Here is a 15634-nt window from a genome sequence, read left to right as displayed (position 1 = left end):
ATCAGCCCTCTTCGGCGTCGTGCTCGCGGACCGTCGCCTCGGTCTCGGTCTTGGTGGTGCTGACCACGGTCACGTCGACGTGGTCACCGTCGTGGTCGTGGTGACCGTGCCCGTGGTCGTCGTCGCAGTCCTCGTCCGGCAGCGGGCGGTGCTGCGCCTGCGGCACGGGGCGGTCGAGCGATGGCTCGTCGATGATCGTGAAGTCGACCTTGAACTTCGCCGCCTCGTTGCCGGTGCTGTACGTCGCGGCGCGGGTGGCGACCTGGACCGGGAAGACATCGACGGAGCGCGAGCCGGGCAGGTCGCCCTTGCGGAGCAGGACCGTGTACCCCTTCGCGCCCTTGGGGAGCTGCTGCTCGATCGCGTCGGAGAACCGGTCCTCGTAGAACGTCAGGCTGGAGTTCTCGGCCTTGTCGTTGCCCGGGATCGAGGAGTTGAACGTCGAGCCCATGTCCGGGGTCTCGATGGGGTCGTTCTCCAGGGCCCAGCCCTCGATGTCCGAGACGGCATCGGTCAGGACGAAGGCGCTGTTGATCTCCCGGCGGCTGGGGTACTTCGGGTCGTTGAGCTCCGGCACCCAGAGGATCTTGGAGATGCCGCGCCGCAGAAATCGGGTCTGGGTGGTCTTCTTCGTGCTCGTGGACACAGGTCCGCTCCCACTTCTGGGGCAGCGTCCCGTGCCGAGGCCCTGCCCCTTGAGTTTCAAAGGGGGTTCGCCTGGCCTGGGGCCTAGCGTCCGCGCGGGCCTCCGCGGTGAGTTTTGAAGAAACGTTCCTTCAAGCAGGGGTCACGGTGATCGTGACCCGCTGCACGTAGGACACGATAGCGCCTGCCGCCGACACCGAGGGCTCCCCTCCGGCGTCGTAGGTCAACTCCCTGTCGATGACCCGCGCTTGGGGAACACGCAGGTCGTGGGCCCAGCGGCCATCGGTCCGGCCGACGACGCCAGCGCGCACGCGGTCGGCCAGCCACTCGACCTGATCGCCCCGTTCACCGACCGAAGTGACCTGGTAGGACCAGGCCGCGTCCGCGTGCCAGTCCCACAGGGGCGGGCCGCCGAACGACGCCGGCAGCGAGTCGAGGATCGTGTACGGGGCGGACGCGGGCTCCCACCCGGACTTCCCCTCAACGCGTGGAAGTTCACCGATCCCGCACGGGCGGCCGGTGGTCTTCTCCAGGAGGGCGGTGAGCGCGCGGGTCACCGGGAGGCGGGCGGTCACGGCAGGACCCCGTCCGCCAGGGCCTGGATGAAGGCCGGTTCGGTCTGCCGGAACGCGGGCTCGACGTGCGGGAACGGAGGCTGCCGGTAGTGCCGTCCGATCGAGTCCACACCGACGAAGCCGTACTCCAGCCGTCTCGCCTGCGGCGCGTCGGAGAACACCTCAGCGGTGACCTCGCCGCCCCCTGTGCGCATCCGTAGGTCCCACGAGGCGCGGTACTGCCCGGTGATCACGTTGGGGCCCGGCCTGCCGCTGGCGTTCCGCTGGATCCGGACCCGCAGCAGCATGGCGTGGTGCCGCGTGATCGTCCGTGTCCGGGCACGGGTCGCCGGGCCCATCCGGGCCAGCGCGGCGGCCAGTGCGATCGGATCGCGGAAAGCGGTCGCGTCCGGGTGTGCGTTGGGGTGCGGGTTCACCGTCGCCATCAGTCGATCACCTGGACCCTGACGAGGCGCACCACACTGTAGGTACCAACCGCCTTGTCGGAGACGCGGAACCGGCGACCGATCAGCTGTGGATCGCGCGGGCCTTCTGGGCGGATGGATCCGGCTACGCGGATCACGTCGTCGCGCCGCAGCACCGGGGCGCCGACCGGTATCACAGCCTGGTAGTCGGTGGTGGGCGGTTCAACGGTGACCGATCCCCCGACCGGTTGCGTGAGGGCGGGGCGGCTGATCGGCATCACCGCGCCGAGCCCGTCCCAGACCAGCTCCTCATCCGGCGCGGGCTGCACCAGCCTGCCCGTGGTCTCGTCCAGCACGTCGTCCGTACGGCCCGCGCTGTCCCGCCACACCTCCAGCTGGTCATCCATGATGCGGTCGACGACACGGCGCGCACCGTCCACGTCAAAGGCCACGAGCCCACTCCCCGAGCTGGATGAGCATCGCCTTCGTCAGCGAGTTCTGTTCGGTGCCGAGGTCGGGGCGGGCCAGCGCGGCACGCTCCAGCGCCTCTGGGTCGATCGCCTCAAGGAACACGGCTGCGGCCGGGCCGGGATCCGGGAGGTCTGCGACGGTGACGCGGGCCATCCCCGACCACAGGGTGTCGCCGCGATCCGCGACGTGGAGCTGGACCTCTGGCCGTTCTCCGGCGAAGTGGCTGAGGGAGTACGCCTTGACGGCGCCCGGGTCGATGGTCGTGCCGTCGATCTTGATGTCGGCCTGGCCGCCCCGCGCTGTGATCTCCACGCGCCGGGCGGCGGTTGTGTCGTTCGTCTGATCCATTCAGCCGACGCTAGGAGGGCTGTCGGACAGTCCCGTTCTCCCTGGGCAGAGGGCTACACGCTGAGGAAGTCGATCGCACGCTCGTCAAGCTCTGCCGCACAGCGCACCCCCCGGGCTCGGAACCGCGCGAGGTCCTTGCGCATGTTCTTGACCGCCTTACGTGTGCGTACCGACTGCACACCGTCCATGTGGTCGATGGCCCGGCTCCAGGTCTGGCACGCCTCCTCGATCCGGCCGCGCTTCAGCTGCATCTCCGCGCCGGCAACGAGGTCGAGGGAGACGATCCGCGCGTAGGTCGTGGCGGGGCGGGCGGTCGCCGCACGGGCGTACTGGTTGGCGGCGGCGCTGTAGTCCCCCAGCGTTTCGTACACCTTGGCCGTTCGGGAGTAGACGGACGCGGCGGGCGGTCCCCAGGCCAGCGCCCAGAAGGGCGTCTCGTCGCCCATGTCGGCAGCGAGGAGTTCGCGGGCCTGGTCGGCCTCGGCGATCGCTGCCCGCCCCTGATTTCCCTTGGCGAGGGTGTGAGCGTGCACGACGCGGAACAAGGCCATGGTCGCGTTGTCGACCTTGCCCTTGGCCCGGTTCAGGCCGGTCTCCGCGAGCCCCTGGCAGTGCTCGGGACGGTGGAGCTTCAGGCCCTGCATCGCCATGGTGCGCATGATGAACCCGTCGTGCCCGGTGATGCCGGACTCGACGGCCAGTGCGTAGGACTGGAGGTAGTACCGCTGGGCGAGTCCCTGCTGTCCTGCGTCGTAGGACTTCCAGCCCAGGAGATGCACGCCCCGACTGGCGGCGGAGAGCATGTGCTGCCGCATCTCCTCGCTGCGGAAACGGGCACGGCACAGCGGGGCGACATCCTCGCGAAGGTACTGGACGAGGGCGGAGCGTCCGTGCTGGCCACCGTGCCGTTCGTCCATCTCAGAGAACATCCTCACCATGTCCCTCACCGCGCGCACCTCGGCCATTCCGACCATGTGGCCGGTGCGGGCGGCAGCAGCCCTGCCAGCCATTTCCTGCACATAGTTGAGGGGCAGGGCGGCGCCGGCCACCGAGTAGGCGGAGGAGGTGAGGAAGGTGCGCCGGTCCAATTCGGCCCTCCACATCGGCAACAGGGCATCGATCGGGTCTGCCCCGAGGGACAGGCCCATGGTGTCATTCTCTGCCATGTTCGGGCTGGGTAGGCCGAGGTCGGCCAGCGTGAGCAGACGGCCGGTGTGCCTGGACAGGGCGACGGCGAGGAAACGGGCGGTCGTCTCCTGCGGTACGACGCCGTTGAGCCAGTGCCGGATCATGCCCTTGTTCGTGCCTAACTCGACGCCGCACTCGGCAGCGACCTGCCGCACAGCCTTGGCGAGTGCTTCGTAGGTGAGACCCGACCCGGTGATGAGATCCCGGAGCCGCTGGTTCGGTGTACTCATGGTCATTCCCGCCCGTGATACCCGTGATACCGCTTGACCTCCCCGTCACCGTACCGCCGTACCCCTACTGCGGGTTGACTGTTCATCACGCCAAGCGGACGTCCCGACAAGGGAGTTCTAGGGTCGCGTCGCCTGGCTGTGTGCAGCCGACGCTCAGTCCCGAGCGTCCGGAGATCCAGTGACCAGGAGGTCATCACCATGGAGCAGAACACCACCCCCGAGTACATCCGCCCCGTCGTCCTGGACGCCGGTGAGGTCGCCGCCGTGACCCTCGGCACGAACAACTTCGACACGGCCGACGACACCCAGTACAAGAACGCCTGACCGCGTTCCGCCGGACGTGACAGCGTCCCAGGGCTGACCGGGCGTCGGGCCGCGAAGGGTCGTGCTGCGTGCACGGCCCCGAGCGGCCCGGCGCCCGCTCTTGTACCGGCGATCGACACACCCACGAGGAGAAGGGAACAAGGCGGATGCGGTGGAGTGCAGGATGGTTCGGACAGAGCAAGAGAAGCCGAGCACCGCGCGGCGGGGAGCCGGTGCCGGTACTGGAATCGGCATGGACCGTCGGCTGGCCGGGCAGCGGTGTGCGCGCGGTGGGCGATGGCCAAGCGGAGCTGGCGGTCATCGGGGAGTGTGGCGCAGACGACGACCAGCTTCGGCGGGCGCTGGCCACCGTGCGTTCTCGGGACTGGAGGACTCTGACCACCTGGCCCGGGTCCTATCTGGTCGTCGCACGGTGCGGCGAAACCCTGGCGGTGATCGGTGACCTCTCCGAACAGCACCCGGTGTACTGGCGGCCCGAACGCTCCGGCGTCTGGTGGTCGACCTCCGCGACCGCACTCGCAGCACTGGACGGCGCGCCAGTCGACACCGTTTCCCTCGCCGCCCGGATGGCGTTCGGGCAGCCCGATGTCCTCGGGACGAGAAGCCTGTTCCGGACGGTGAACCGCGTGCCCACCGGCTACCTGCTGCTGATCACCCCGGAGCGCACCTCGGCGGTGCGCTACGAGCCCGCCGAAGCTGAACCGGTGGACCTACGTCGTGCAGCGCCGACCGTACGGGCGGCACTGACGGCTGCGGTGACTACGCGTCTCGGAGACCTCCCGGTGAGCGGGGACCTCGCGGGCCTGGACTCCACGACCTTGGTCTGCCTCGCCGCGCAACGCACACCGGTGACCGCGGTGACCTTCGCAGACGAGCGGTTGCGCGACGACGACGTGGCGTACGCGACCCGGACAGCAGCCGCGGTTCTCGGAGTCTCGTACCGCGCGGTGCCCGGCAGCCCGGACACCGTGTACTACAACGGACTTGACGATCTCGGATCGCTGCCGGTCACCGACGCCCCGAGCGCCTTCGTCGTGACGGCCTCCATCAAACGGGCCGTACTGGACGCGGTGACCGAACAGCAGACGGCCGGGGTCCACTTCACCGGTGCCGGCGGGGACGCCGTTCTCTCCGCGCCCTCCTCCTACCTGTCGGATCTGCTGCGCTCGGGCCAGCGGCTCCGGGCCTGGCAGCACGCGCAGGCTCACGCCCGGCTCCGGCACACCACCGCGCTCACGGTGCTTCGCCGGGCCCGGCCCGCCTCCCGCCTCACCTTGGCCGAGGCGTGGTCGCAACTCGCGGCCGAACTCCGCCGCCCGCCGGGCCCCTGGACTCCCCAGGCTCAACAGCCGGTCGCCTGGACACCCTTGTTGGCCACGGCTGCCTGGATGGCGCCCGACATGCGCCACCAACTCGCCGCCCTCCTCGACACCGCGGCGGCCGACCGCCTCGACGCGCCGTCCAACCTCGCCGCCTGGTCGGACCGCCAGGACCTGGCCCGGGTCGGTGTGGACACTGCCGGGTGGCGCGAGATCGCCCGTGCGGGCCATGGGGTGGAACTGGCCGCCCCGTTCCTCGACAACGAGGTCATCCGGGCCTGTCTCGCCGTCCCCGCCGAGCAGCGCGCCGCCCCCGGCCGGTACAAGCCCCTGCTCGCCGAGGCGTTCGCCCGGACTGACGTCGTTCCTGACTTCGTCATGAACCGGGTCACCAAGGGCGGCTTCAACGCGCTGTCCTACGCGGGTCTGCGCGAGAACGCCGCCATCCTGCGCGACCTCATCGGCCCCGCCTCGCGGCTGGCCGCCGCCGGGCTGATCACCGACGCGCCCGTGGCCGACATGCTCACGCGGGCGGCGAGCGGCCAGCCCACCGCGCAGGGCGCCCTGCACCTGGCCGTCAGCGCGGAGGTGTGGCTGCACCAGGTGGACACTGCGATGGCGAGCTGGTGGGAGGTGAACTCCCGTGCTGTTGCTGCATGAACGTACCCATCCTGTGCTCACCGATGAAGGCGGCGCGATCCTCGACGAGCACACCGGCCGCTGGAGTCACCTCACGCCAACGGCCGCGTCCGCTGTGCTGCTCCTGCTCTCCAGCACCACCGAGGACCAGGCCGCCGAGCAGTACGCCGAGCGGTACGGGATCTCCCGCGACCAGGCCGCCAACGACATCCGCACCGTCGTGACCGCGCTCACCGAGCAAGGTGTCACCGCCCGGTCAGCGGTGCGCCGCCCATGGTGGAGGCGTGGCCGATGACGACCAACGAAGCCTGGTCCACCGTCCGCACGGGGACTTTCGGTGAGCGCGTCGCCGCCCTCACTGGTCTTCTCCTTGCGCTGCTGCTCCTCCGGCTGCCTTTCCGGTACACCGTGCGGGCGGTCCGCTGGGCCCGCATCGTGGGGCGCCGCTCTGTGGGCCGGGCACAGGGCGAGGTGCTGGTCTTGGCCGTGCGGTACGCCGGCCGCTGGTGGCCGGGCCGTGTCGCCTGCATGGAGACCTCCCTCGGCGCGGTCCTCGCCGCCGCGCTGCTCGGGCAGCGGCTCGATTGGTGCCTGGGCGTGCGCTTCACTCCGCCACCGGTCGAGTACCACGCCTGGGCGGCCCTTCCCGATGTCGGCCCGGTCGGGGAGTACACCGCCGCTGGCTGGCACCACCACACCGCCCTGACCATCTGAACCGCGTTTTCACCCTGGCGTGTCCTTCACCCGCCTGGAGCAGTTGACGCATACGTGTACCCCACCCCTCGAAGGAGTGACACCGTGACCACTGTCGCCGAAGCCGCCGAGACCGTACCTGAGCGCCACTACACCCACCATGAAGAGCGAGGCGTCACCCCTCACCGCTCCAATCCCCTGGTGATCCATCGCGAGTTGAACACGCTCGACGTGCACGAGGGCATGAACGTGGTGGAGTTCGGCACCGGCTCCGGCTACTCCGGCGGGCTGCTCTCCCAGCTCGTTGGCCCCTCGGGGCAGGTCACCAGCCTCGACATCGATGCCTACCTCGCCCGCTGGGCCGCCGTCATCCACCACGAGCGCGGCGTCCTCAACGTCGAATGCCACGACTCGGACGGTACTGCTGGCTTCGCCTCCCGCGCCCCGTACCACCGGATGGTGGCCTGGTGCACGCCGCCGCTCCTGCCCAAGGGATGGGTGGAACAGATGGCGGATGGGGGGATCATCGTCGCGCCACTCCCGATCGCGGCCGTGCCCAACATGACCGTCGTGGCGAAGATCGTGGTCAGCGAAGGTCAGCCCGAGGTCGAGTCGGTGGCAACCGGCGGCTACATCGAGGCCACGACTTCACCCAAGGGTGATCTTGACCTGCCCGGCCGGTGGGTGGACTGGGAGAACCGCGTCCCGTCCCCGTCCTGGATCTCCCTGGCCTGGCGCGACGAGGACGACCAGATGCGCACCGGCGCCCGTACCGCCCTGGACCGGCTCCTGAAGGACACGCACACCGAGCCGTACGGCCAGGAGATCGACTGGCCGTCCTGGCGGACCTTCGCCGCCTCGCTCGCAGACCACCGCCTCACGATGGCTGGACTCAACCCGGACCTGTGGGCCATCGGGCACACCACGACGACCTCCGCGGCCGTCGTCCAGCAGGACGGCACGATCCTGGCCGACCGCTCCGACAGCCCCTCCCTGGAGGTTCTGCGCGGCTGGCTCGCTGCGTGGGAGAGCGCGGGCCGCCCCACACCCGAGACCTACACCCCCCGTCTGGTCCGGCAGGAGCTGGCCGACGGCCAGGATGGGTGGGCGCTGCGGCTCAGCCGATAGGCCGAACCACCTCCTGCTACTCCGCGAAGCCCGTGTGGCCATACTCGGCCGCCACGGGCTTCGCTGTGTTCGAGCGCGATGCAGCGGCGGATCATGCCGTCCCACGCCTCTTGGTCGGCATGGTCAGTGTCGATCGAGGAATAGCGGGGTGATCCGACACACTATGGGGCGGCTTGTAACGTTAGTGGCATGTGTGTCGATATTCGTACTGTGCTGCGTAAGCACCAGGAAGACCTGCGACGCTTTCGATCGGGCCTGTTCTCCACGGACCCGGCCGGAAGCGGCGGCCTGGCCCCGGTAAGCCGTTTCGGCCCCCTGCGCTCGGTGACCGACCGGCATGCCGTCCTCACCATCATCGGGGACATCAACGATCAGGCCGTACTCCTGGAGCGGCCGGGCCAGGCAGGGAGCGTGTTGACGCTGTCGATCGCCGCGCAGCACAAGCAGCTCGGCACTCGCCAGGCAGTTGACCCGGCGGAGGCGCGGGCATGGGTGGAGGCGATCGTGGGCCCCGACTGGCTGCCGCATGTCTACTCTGCGGGCGCTCTGAGCGGCCTCACCAAGGGCGGGTCCTCAACGTCGAGGCCGTTTACGACGCGGTACTTCTACCTGTTCCTGGGCGCGGACGGTGTCCCGCACGCCGAGCCCGAGCATCAGCTCGGCGTGCAGTTGTCTCCGCTCGTCGATACGCCCTGACGATCACAACCGGATTGCGGCGGGCCCGACGGTGAGCGGCTACATCAGCTCCTCGAACATGTGCTGGAGCTGCCGGGCGGTCGGCCGTGTGGACGGGTCGATGCTCAGACCCGTCATGACGATGTCTTCGAATGCCGCGAAGGGCCACGGCCGGATGCTGGTGAGGTCCCGGCAGCGGCCACGCGCAAGCTCCGCGCGGAGGGCTGGGGTGCTTTGCTGGGTGTTCTTCTCACTGATCGGGTAGACCCCGGTCCAGCAGGCGAAGATCGTCGCGCACAGGGACCACACCTCGGAGGCCGTGGACAGTTCCAGGCCCTGCGAGGGCTTCGTGGCGAGGCGGCGGGCGGCCAGCTCCGGGGACATGAAGAAGTCGTAGGCCCCTCGGTACGGCGCACGGTGGGCGGCGATTCGGATCTGCGCGGGCGGCTGGGCCATGGCGAAGTCGAGCAGGTGCGCGCTGTCGCCCTCCAGGATGAAGTGGACTTCCTGCATGTCGCCGTGCCTCCACCCCGCCTCGTGCAGGTCGGCTACCGCGCCGGCCATTGCCGCGGCGTACCGGGCAGCGGTCCGGTCATCGGGCGTCGTACGGAGCTTGCCGTAGGCGGTCTCTGCCTCTTCCCCAGGCAGCCAGCGCAGCGTCAGCCAGGTCCCGGAACCGTCCGGCAGCGCACCGTGGGCCTGGTAGAGGTCACTGACCACACCGTCTTGTTCCAAGGCCATCAGCAGCTGCGCTTCGACCAGCGCCAGGCGCTCGGAGTCGACGTGTCCCTGCGGGTCTGTGCACGCGGTGGTCACCTTCAGGGCATAGCGGCTGCCGTCGTCCAGGTGCACCCGCCACAAGGCAGTACCGCGCCGCTCAGCGACCAGAGATGCGCGGTCGATATCCGCTGTTCCGAAAGCCGCTGGGAGGAGCTGCTCGGGGATGGTCGTCATACGGGCGCTCCGGTCGGCAGGACGGCGTCGGCTGGCAGGTGACTATATACGGACACATGGTGCGTGCTGGTCGAGGTGAATGGTCGCCCCGACCAGTCCGCAGCCCGGCGGTCGAGGCGCAGTCCGGCGAGCTGGGCCATCAGGTCGAGTTCGCTGGGATGGGCGTAGCGCATGAGGTTGGGCAGCATCCGGAAGCCGTCCGTACCGAGGCGGACCTCCTGGGCGCGGACGGTCTGCGTGGCGGCATCGTGGAGGAAGGCAGACCATTTCAGGTGGTCCTCGCTCATCTCGCGCACGATCATCTGCTCCCGTTCAGCGGCCAGGCCGGAGGCGTAGGGAACGGCGGCCTCGACGACGAACCGGCCTTCCGGCCCCAGATGCTTGGCCGCGCTGCGGAAGCAGGCGACCTGGTCGGCCTGGCTGGTCAGCAGGAAGATCGTGCTGACGCTGACGTAGATAAGGGGAAAGAGTTCCCCGAGGTCGAAGCGGGCCATGTCTCCGGCGATAGCCCGCACGGCGACGCGAGGCGGGTCCTGGGCGGCACGCTCCTCGAGTCGCTCGATCATCTGCGGTGAGACGTCGATGCCGGTGACGGGCACACCCCACTCAGCGAGAGCGAAGGCGATCCGCCCGGTGCCGATGCCCAGCTCCAGCACCGGCCCTTTACCGGCGAGGTCAGCCAGGCCCGCGGCGGCCGGTTGGTGGTCCTGTCCGGCGGTGTCCTGGTCGTAGTAGGGCGCCCAGAGGTCCCAGCGGGCTCCCTGCTCGGTGTGATCGGTCATCTCTCCCCTTGATGTGGTCGTTACGGCAAGGCCGGGGCCCGACTCCGTGTCCCGGAGCCGGGCCCTGGCGGTGTGCTGTGCGGGTGGGGCGGCTCAGGCCGCGGTCGCCGCCCGCCAGTGGGTGACGGTCACGTCCTGCGCGGTGATGCCGAGGTTGCCGAACATGTGGCTGTGCATCTTGTCGCCGTACACCTGGGCCTTCTCGGTGAAGTACTCCTCGTCGTACCAGGCGACGCCGAACAGGATGGTGCCGCCGCCGTCCGCGTTGCCCGGGTCGGGCTGTACGAACACGGACTGCCAGTCGTACTTCTTCGACGCCTCGGGGCGCTTGACCAGCTCGGCGTCGGACAGGCGCAGGGCCTCGACGGTCTTCTCGATGGTGCCGGTGTCCTTGCAGTACAGGGACACCTCGGAGCGGCCGACGATCTCCTTGGCACCGCGACGGGCGCGGTCGTCGTCCTCGCCGGTCATCACGCGGTAGCGAACCTGCGTGTCAGGGGAATCGAGCAGTGCAGAATGCATGTGTGCTCCTCGTGACTCCTGTGGAGTGGGCCCTTCCGCCGGTTGCACCCGGAGGAGGGTGTGTGGGGTGCGCGCGCCCTGGCCGGGGCTCGCGGCCTGTCCGTCCGTGTCGCGGTCGGCATTGGTCTCCCGGCCAGGGCTCTGTGCCCGCCCGTGGGATTCGTGACGTCCCGAGCGGGGTCGTGCCCCCGCACCCGCGCAAGACCTCAGCGCGGGGCAGGGAGTCAGGCGATCGCGTCTACTTCCGGGCGGGCAAGCCACTCATCGGTCATGATCCGGTTGAAGCCGCGGTCGAACTTGTCGCCGGCCTCCGACTCACGGAACCCGGCGAAGGCCGTCCAGTAGTCCCGGCCGACCGCGCGAGACATCATCCAGCGGGCCTGGACGCGCAGCTTGTCGGCGTCGAGGATCCCGACCCGGTATCGCACGGCGAGGGCGGAGAACAGCTGGTTGGCGTGGGTCCGCCTGTTGTACTCCTCGACTGACAGGGAACCGTCTTCGGGCGCCCACAGCTGTTGCAGCTCGGGGTTGCCGTCCACGTGGCGCAGCCACTCCTGGTGAATCATGGCGGCCGAGAGCGCGTTCCGCTGTCGCTGGTGTCGCTCCGCCTGCCAGAGGTGGGCAACGCCAACTCCGGCAGTGACTGCGCCAGCCAGGAGGACGGCGGTCGTGATCTTCATTCGTCAACAGCCCTTTCGTTCGGATAGGGACCTGCAAATCCGCCCTCCCGAGGGAGTGGAGCACTCCTCACCGGCTGAGGGACGGAAGACTGGGTGTACGTTCACGCGGCGACGGCGTGAGCGGACGGGCCCGGCCGGTGAGGGGCAATGACCTGGCCGTTCGGCAACAGCTCGCCAGTGTCCTCAAAGAGCAGGACGCCGTTACACAACAAGCTCCAGCCCTGATCAGCGTGGGCGGCCAGGGTCTGTGCGGCCTCGCGGTCAGCGGCGCTGGCGGGCGGACACGGGGGCTGGTGGGAACACATTCTTATTGGTCCTAACAGGGTGAGGTACGGGGTGAAGGCGGGGCACGATCAGCCGGAGCTCTGGTAGCCGCGTCCCTTGCAGTCGCGGCAGCGGATGACGACGGCCTTGCCTCGCTGCATGGTCTTGATCTGGCGCTTTCCGTCGCACGTGGTGCAGATCTTTACGGTCTTGCCCATGGCTCTCGGTCAGTTGTCGGTGCGGTGTCCCAGGGATTCAGGCAGAGGGTTCGCGGCATCGGGCCGCCGTGTCCGCTTCGGCGCCTAGGGCGCGGAGCAATCCGTGAACGAGACGGGCGAGGTTTTGAGCCCGCCGGACGACGTCTTCGGTCGTGGCTCCCAGAGGTGGCTGGCCGAGACGACGGTCCGCTTCTCCGAGAATGACCTGGGCGCCCAGGTGCAGGTCCGACCCCTTGGGCAGCTCACTGCACCGCACGTTCACCGCATCGCGCAGATCCGCCCCGTACGAATTGAGTCGGTCCAAGGCTCTGGTCGCTTCGCCCTTCGCGGGCAGCTCATGACCATCCGTCCCCCATGCCTGGGCCTCGATGGCCAAGGCCCGCGCCTCTACGCAGAGGGCGTCCGTGCCCTTGATCTCCGGGGTGCCGTCACGGGCGTTCATGCCGCACCTGCCAGTTCGGGCGTCGCGTCCTCGTCGTACGCCTGGCCGGATTCCGGCTCACGGGTGTGGTGTCGGCGCCGTACTTCTGCGAAGGCGGCCGACATCGGGGGCAGTCCGACGGAGGCTCGGCGGGCGTCGACGTTCTCCGGCTCATGGATGGGCAAAGGCTCTACGCCGGCGGGGCCGTAGCGGTACTGGGTCCCGTAGATCTGGGGGTGGCCGGAGTTGATATTGGTCCGGTCGTGCAGGTGTGCCCACTGCTGGATGGTCGCCTCGCCGTGTTCGACGGCAGTGGTCATCGCCCGCAGGGCCAGGCGCTGGAAGTCCGGGACATGGTCGGCGTGCAGGACGATCTGCCATGCCCCTTCGGCCGCTTCTTCGCCGACGAGGCTCGTGCCCGGCCATCCGTGGTCGGCCATCACCCGCCGCAGGATCTGGGCATTGGCGTGGTCCGCATGTCGCCCCATCGCGGCCTCGGACTGGCTGAGTTCTGCGCGGGCGAGCTTGCTGCGGTACTCCCTCGCCTTGCCGGCGCGGTCGAGGAGATCGCGGGCGATGTCCGGCCGCTGTGGTTCCTTGGTCATCGTTGGGCTCCGAGCTGAAGAGCGGTCACGTGGACGGTGGATGAGCGTGGAGAACGTCGTCACGGCGGCTGCCTGATCGGCGCGGCTACGAGACATGAATCGACGACGGGCAGCACGCTGACGAGATGCGCGTCCCACGCCCAACGGCAGTCCCCTGCTTGGAGCCTGAAGTCGTACGGGCGCCCACAGCGCAGCTCGTACACGGCCCTTCCAGCACCTTGGTGGTCACCGAGCCAGGCCCAGACGGACGCGAAGGACTCACGGTCCAGTCCGGGCGCGATGTCCCTCGCCGCTTCGCGGAGCCAGGTGACCGCGCGGCCTGGAAACGGTGTCAGCGCACTCTGCGGGGTCAGGTAGTCGTCCGAGGGGCCGACGTAGTCCACATGGCACCAGAAGCTACGCGGCAGCGTCATCACTGGCCTCCACGTTGTCATCGGCCAGCAGGTCGAGGAGGTCGGAGGCCGCCATCGCCAGGCGCCGCAGATGGGCGCGGTCGGCCGCGAACTCGCCAACTGGCCTCATCTGCCCGGCCCGTACACGCTCCGCCTGTGCGATGGCTCCGGCGACGCTCGGGTACGGGGGTTTCCATTCGCGTTCGCGGGCAATGGCCACGAGACGGTCGAGCATTCGGTCCAGGCGCGTGACGGAGCGGCCTAACTCGGAGACGGCTCCGGGCTCGGAGGTACGGCGACGGAACAGCTTGCGCTGCCGACACAACTGACGCTTGGCACCAGCCACACCAGTTGGGCCTGCGCAGGCACCGAGTACGGCGTCCAGGTCGGCCGTCAGGTCCTCGTCGCGAAGAAAGGCGTCTTGCAGGATGCGGATGGCGCTCCGGGCACCCGGGGCGAACGCCTCCATCGGAAGCCTGGTGGGGGCGTACGTCATGCTGCCACCGCCCCGTCATCCCCCAGCGGATAGCGGAACGTACACCAAGTCTCTTCCCCACTGCTTCCCCAGATGTGCGCGAAGGAGTCAACGAGGAGTAGCCCACGACCGGACATATCCTCGGCAGTGGGATGCCCAAGCTCAGCCCGATCCGGACTCTGATCGGTCACCGAAACTCGCAGCTCACCGCCCGCTGCCAAGACGCTGAGAACCACCGCGCCGTCACCGTGGCAGATTGCGTTGGTGACCAACTCGGAGACAACCAGGGCCACATCGTCAACCACGGTGCCCGAGATCCCCGACCTCCGCAGGAAGCCTTTGGTCGTCTGCCGCATCTCGGCCACCCGGATCGGGTCGGGAAGGAACGCGACCTCGAAGGCGTGAGACTCCACCGGTATATCCGCGCCCCTCGGCCGGACGGGCATACTCTGCCCGTCCGTCAGGATCGGGCTTCTGCGAGTGGTGGTGCTCTGGCTCATGTTGGCCTCGGCTTCGTGGGGGGGATGCGGTGGAGAGGAGCACCTCAGGCCAGAGACTTACGTCTCGTGGCCTGCGAACCGGCTCCCGCTGATTCCTTATGAACTACCGTCGCGGGTACTAACGTTGGCTCGCAACAAGGTCCGCAATGAAAATTCAGCGAGACCGTAAATTGGACTATGCAGCGACGTGCACAGGGGACTGCACAGCGTGCTCAGCGAGTGCCAGACTCTGCACACGACGGTGACCCACATGCACGACGACATGAGGACGGTGCACAGGTGGCGGCAAAGCTCGGGCCCACCGGCCGGCGGCTGGAACTCGGCATGCAGATGCGGCATCTACGTGAGAACTGCCCGCCAGTCGAGGCGGACAGGAAGAAGGGCATGACCCGCAGGGAGGCCGTCCGCGGTCTCAATGGCCTTTCTGAAGCGACGCTGTCTCGCATCGAGGGCGGAGAGATCAACTTCCGTCGCAACGTCGGCAACCAGCGGGCTCTCCTGAAGCGGTACAACGTGACCGATCAGGAGTTGATCGAACAGCTCGTCGAGCTGAACCGGGACGCTCCCGGGGAAGACTGGTTGACCCAGTACCGAAGCTTCATGCCCACAGGCATGCCTCACTACGTCGGTCTCGAAGGAGAGGCCATAACGATCACGGGCTACCATCCGACGCTGGTGTACGGCCTGCTCCAAACGAACGGGTACGCCAAGGCGCTGCTGGAAGCGCATCGCCCCGTCGAGGACACCACCGCCGAGTCTGTGAGACGCAACCTCGAACTCCGGATGCAGAGGAAGGAGCGAGTGCTCCGCCCCGAAGGACGCGACCCTGCCCGCCTCCGGATCATCCTTGGCGAAGCCGCCCTGCGCATCCCGTACGGCGACGAAGAGGTGATGCGGGAGCAGTACCAGGAGATCATCAGCCTGGCAGGAGAGGATCACATCTCCTTGCAGGTCATGCCCTTCCGGCGCGGCTACAGGTCGACCAACGACTTCACCATCCTTAACCTCGGCGGACTTCCCCCTCGCGTGCAGACCGATAATGCATGGGGCGCTGTCTCTACGTCGGACAAGCCCCGCGAGGTGGACCGCTTCGCCAGACGGTTCGACGCGATGGTGGGCGTAGCCCTAGGAGTGGAAGAAACCATCGATTTCCTGAAAGAACTAGCAAAAGGATGAAAGGCC

General features: G+C 68.6%; 24 protein-coding genes. 7 read left to right on the top strand and 17 right to left on the bottom strand.

Annotated elements, in window-relative coordinates; translation table 11 throughout:
- Position 1 precedes the first annotated feature (1 nt).
- From ACFVXC_RS35290 to ACFVXC_RS35265, 6 genes are all read right to left on the bottom strand, one after another.
- Complete coding sequence (locus tag ACFVXC_RS35290; protein ID WP_384277557.1) at positions 2–646, bottom strand: hypothetical protein; 645 nt, start codon at positions 644–646, stop codon at positions 2–4.
- A gap of 130 nt (positions 647–776) precedes the next feature.
- Positions 777–1220, bottom strand: a complete 444-nt coding sequence (locus ACFVXC_RS35285) for a hypothetical protein (protein ID WP_384277559.1) — start codon at positions 1218–1220, stop codon at positions 777–779.
- A complete protein-coding gene (locus ACFVXC_RS35280) occupies positions 1217–1645 on the bottom strand; it encodes an HK97 gp10 family phage protein (protein WP_384277562.1) in 429 nt (142 codons plus the stop codon). Before ACFVXC_RS35280 ends, ACFVXC_RS35285 begins: the two co-directional genes overlap by 4 nt.
- Positions 1645–2076 (bottom strand): DUF6093 family protein, encoded by a 432-nt coding sequence (locus ACFVXC_RS35275; protein ID WP_384277564.1) that lies wholly within the window; start codon positions 2074–2076, stop codon positions 1645–1647. The genes ACFVXC_RS35280 and ACFVXC_RS35275 overlap by 1 nt, the downstream gene beginning before the upstream one ends.
- The gene (locus ACFVXC_RS35270; protein WP_384277566.1) at positions 2066–2443 is read right to left on the bottom strand and encodes a hypothetical protein; all 378 of its coding nucleotides are present in this window, start codon (positions 2441–2443) and stop codon (positions 2066–2068) included. The genes ACFVXC_RS35275 and ACFVXC_RS35270 overlap by 11 nt, the downstream gene beginning before the upstream one ends.
- Positions 2444–2496: 53 nt before the next feature.
- Complete coding sequence (locus ACFVXC_RS35265; protein WP_384277569.1) at positions 2497–3861, bottom strand: hypothetical protein; 1365 nt, start codon at positions 3859–3861, stop codon at positions 2497–2499.
- Between the two features lie 198 nt (positions 3862–4059).
- Between ACFVXC_RS35265 and ACFVXC_RS35260 the strand changes: the two genes are divergently transcribed.
- From ACFVXC_RS35260 to ACFVXC_RS35235, 6 genes are all read left to right on the top strand, one after another.
- On the top strand, positions 4060–4185 hold the full coding sequence (locus ACFVXC_RS35260; protein ID WP_384277571.1) for a hypothetical protein: 126 nt from the start codon (positions 4060–4062) through the stop codon (positions 4183–4185).
- Between the two features lie 146 nt (positions 4186–4331).
- Positions 4332–6164 (top strand): albusnodin/ikarugamycin family macrolactam cyclase, encoded by a 1833-nt coding sequence (locus ACFVXC_RS35255; protein WP_384277573.1) that lies wholly within the window; start codon positions 4332–4334, stop codon positions 6162–6164.
- On the top strand, positions 6148–6438 hold the full coding sequence (locus ACFVXC_RS35250; RefSeq protein WP_384277576.1) for a PqqD family peptide modification chaperone: 291 nt from the start codon (positions 6148–6150) through the stop codon (positions 6436–6438). Before ACFVXC_RS35255 ends, ACFVXC_RS35250 begins: the two co-directional genes overlap by 17 nt.
- Positions 6435–6857: a lasso peptide biosynthesis B2 protein gene (locus ACFVXC_RS35245; protein WP_384277578.1), complete on the top strand. Its 423-nt coding sequence runs from the start codon at positions 6435–6437 to the stop codon at positions 6855–6857. The genes ACFVXC_RS35250 and ACFVXC_RS35245 overlap by 4 nt, the downstream gene beginning before the upstream one ends.
- 84 nt (positions 6858–6941) lie before the next feature.
- The gene (locus ACFVXC_RS35240; protein WP_384277580.1) at positions 6942–7964 is read left to right on the top strand and encodes a protein-L-isoaspartate O-methyltransferase; all 1023 of its coding nucleotides are present in this window, start codon (positions 6942–6944) and stop codon (positions 7962–7964) included.
- Between the two features lie 210 nt (positions 7965–8174).
- Positions 8175–8660 (top strand): hypothetical protein, encoded by a 486-nt coding sequence (locus ACFVXC_RS35235; RefSeq protein ID WP_384277583.1) that lies wholly within the window; start codon positions 8175–8177, stop codon positions 8658–8660.
- A 39-nt stretch (positions 8661–8699) separates the two neighbouring features.
- Here ACFVXC_RS35235 and ACFVXC_RS35230 read toward each other — a convergent pair whose 3' ends face one another.
- The 11 genes from ACFVXC_RS35230 to ACFVXC_RS35180 form a co-directional block, all read right to left on the bottom strand.
- Positions 8700–9593: a hypothetical protein gene (locus ACFVXC_RS35230; protein WP_384277585.1), complete on the bottom strand. Its 894-nt coding sequence runs from the start codon at positions 9591–9593 to the stop codon at positions 8700–8702.
- Positions 9590–10375: a class I SAM-dependent DNA methyltransferase gene (locus ACFVXC_RS35225; protein ID WP_384277588.1), complete on the bottom strand. Its 786-nt coding sequence runs from the start codon at positions 10373–10375 to the stop codon at positions 9590–9592. Before ACFVXC_RS35225 ends, ACFVXC_RS35230 begins: the two co-directional genes overlap by 4 nt.
- Before the next feature lie 93 nt (positions 10376–10468).
- On the bottom strand, positions 10469–10897 hold the full coding sequence (locus tag ACFVXC_RS35220; RefSeq protein WP_384277590.1) for a hypothetical protein: 429 nt from the start codon (positions 10895–10897) through the stop codon (positions 10469–10471).
- A 224-nt stretch (positions 10898–11121) separates the two neighbouring features.
- Positions 11122–11577, bottom strand: coding sequence for a DUF6082 family protein (locus ACFVXC_RS35215; RefSeq protein ID WP_384277593.1), 456 nt, complete (start codon positions 11575–11577; stop codon positions 11122–11124).
- A 101-nt stretch (positions 11578–11678) separates the two neighbouring features.
- Positions 11679–11882 carry a DUF5999 family protein gene (locus ACFVXC_RS35210; protein WP_384277595.1) on the bottom strand — a complete coding sequence of 68 codons (204 nt, stop codon included), beginning with the start codon at positions 11880–11882 and terminating at the stop codon, positions 11679–11681.
- 48 nt (positions 11883–11930) lie between these two features.
- Positions 11931–12059, bottom strand: a complete 129-nt coding sequence (locus ACFVXC_RS35205; RefSeq protein ID WP_384277597.1) for a hypothetical protein — start codon at positions 12057–12059, stop codon at positions 11931–11933.
- Between the two features lie 37 nt (positions 12060–12096).
- Positions 12097–12501: a DUF6415 family natural product biosynthesis protein gene (locus ACFVXC_RS35200; protein WP_384277599.1), complete on the bottom strand. Its 405-nt coding sequence runs from the start codon at positions 12499–12501 to the stop codon at positions 12097–12099.
- Positions 12498–13085, bottom strand: a complete 588-nt coding sequence (locus tag ACFVXC_RS35195; protein WP_384277601.1) for a DUF6624 domain-containing protein — start codon at positions 13083–13085, stop codon at positions 12498–12500. Before ACFVXC_RS35195 ends, ACFVXC_RS35200 begins: the two co-directional genes overlap by 4 nt.
- A 59-nt stretch (positions 13086–13144) precedes the next feature.
- Positions 13145–13498: a hypothetical protein gene (locus tag ACFVXC_RS35190; protein ID WP_384277602.1), complete on the bottom strand. Its 354-nt coding sequence runs from the start codon at positions 13496–13498 to the stop codon at positions 13145–13147.
- Positions 13482–13973, bottom strand: a complete 492-nt coding sequence (locus ACFVXC_RS35185) for a DUF6415 family natural product biosynthesis protein (protein ID WP_384277605.1) — start codon at positions 13971–13973, stop codon at positions 13482–13484. Before ACFVXC_RS35185 ends, ACFVXC_RS35190 begins: the two co-directional genes overlap by 17 nt.
- Positions 13970–14452, bottom strand: a complete 483-nt coding sequence (locus ACFVXC_RS35180) for an ATP-binding protein (protein WP_384277607.1) — start codon at positions 14450–14452, stop codon at positions 13970–13972. Before ACFVXC_RS35180 ends, ACFVXC_RS35185 begins: the two co-directional genes overlap by 4 nt.
- A gap of 279 nt (positions 14453–14731) precedes the next feature.
- On the opposite strand from ACFVXC_RS35180, the gene ACFVXC_RS35175 reads away from it, so the two are divergent.
- Complete coding sequence (locus ACFVXC_RS35175; RefSeq protein WP_384277609.1) at positions 14732–15628, top strand: helix-turn-helix domain-containing protein; 897 nt, start codon at positions 14732–14734, stop codon at positions 15626–15628.
- Positions 15629–15634 lie beyond the last annotated feature (6 nt).

It is taken from the genome of Streptomyces sp. NPDC058257, from assembly GCF_042881845.1.
Lineage (GTDB): Bacteria > Actinomycetota > Actinomycetes > Streptomycetales > Streptomycetaceae > Streptomyces.
The sequence above is the reverse complement of the archived record's forward strand: the minus strand, read 5'-3'. Positions and strand labels throughout refer to the sequence as shown.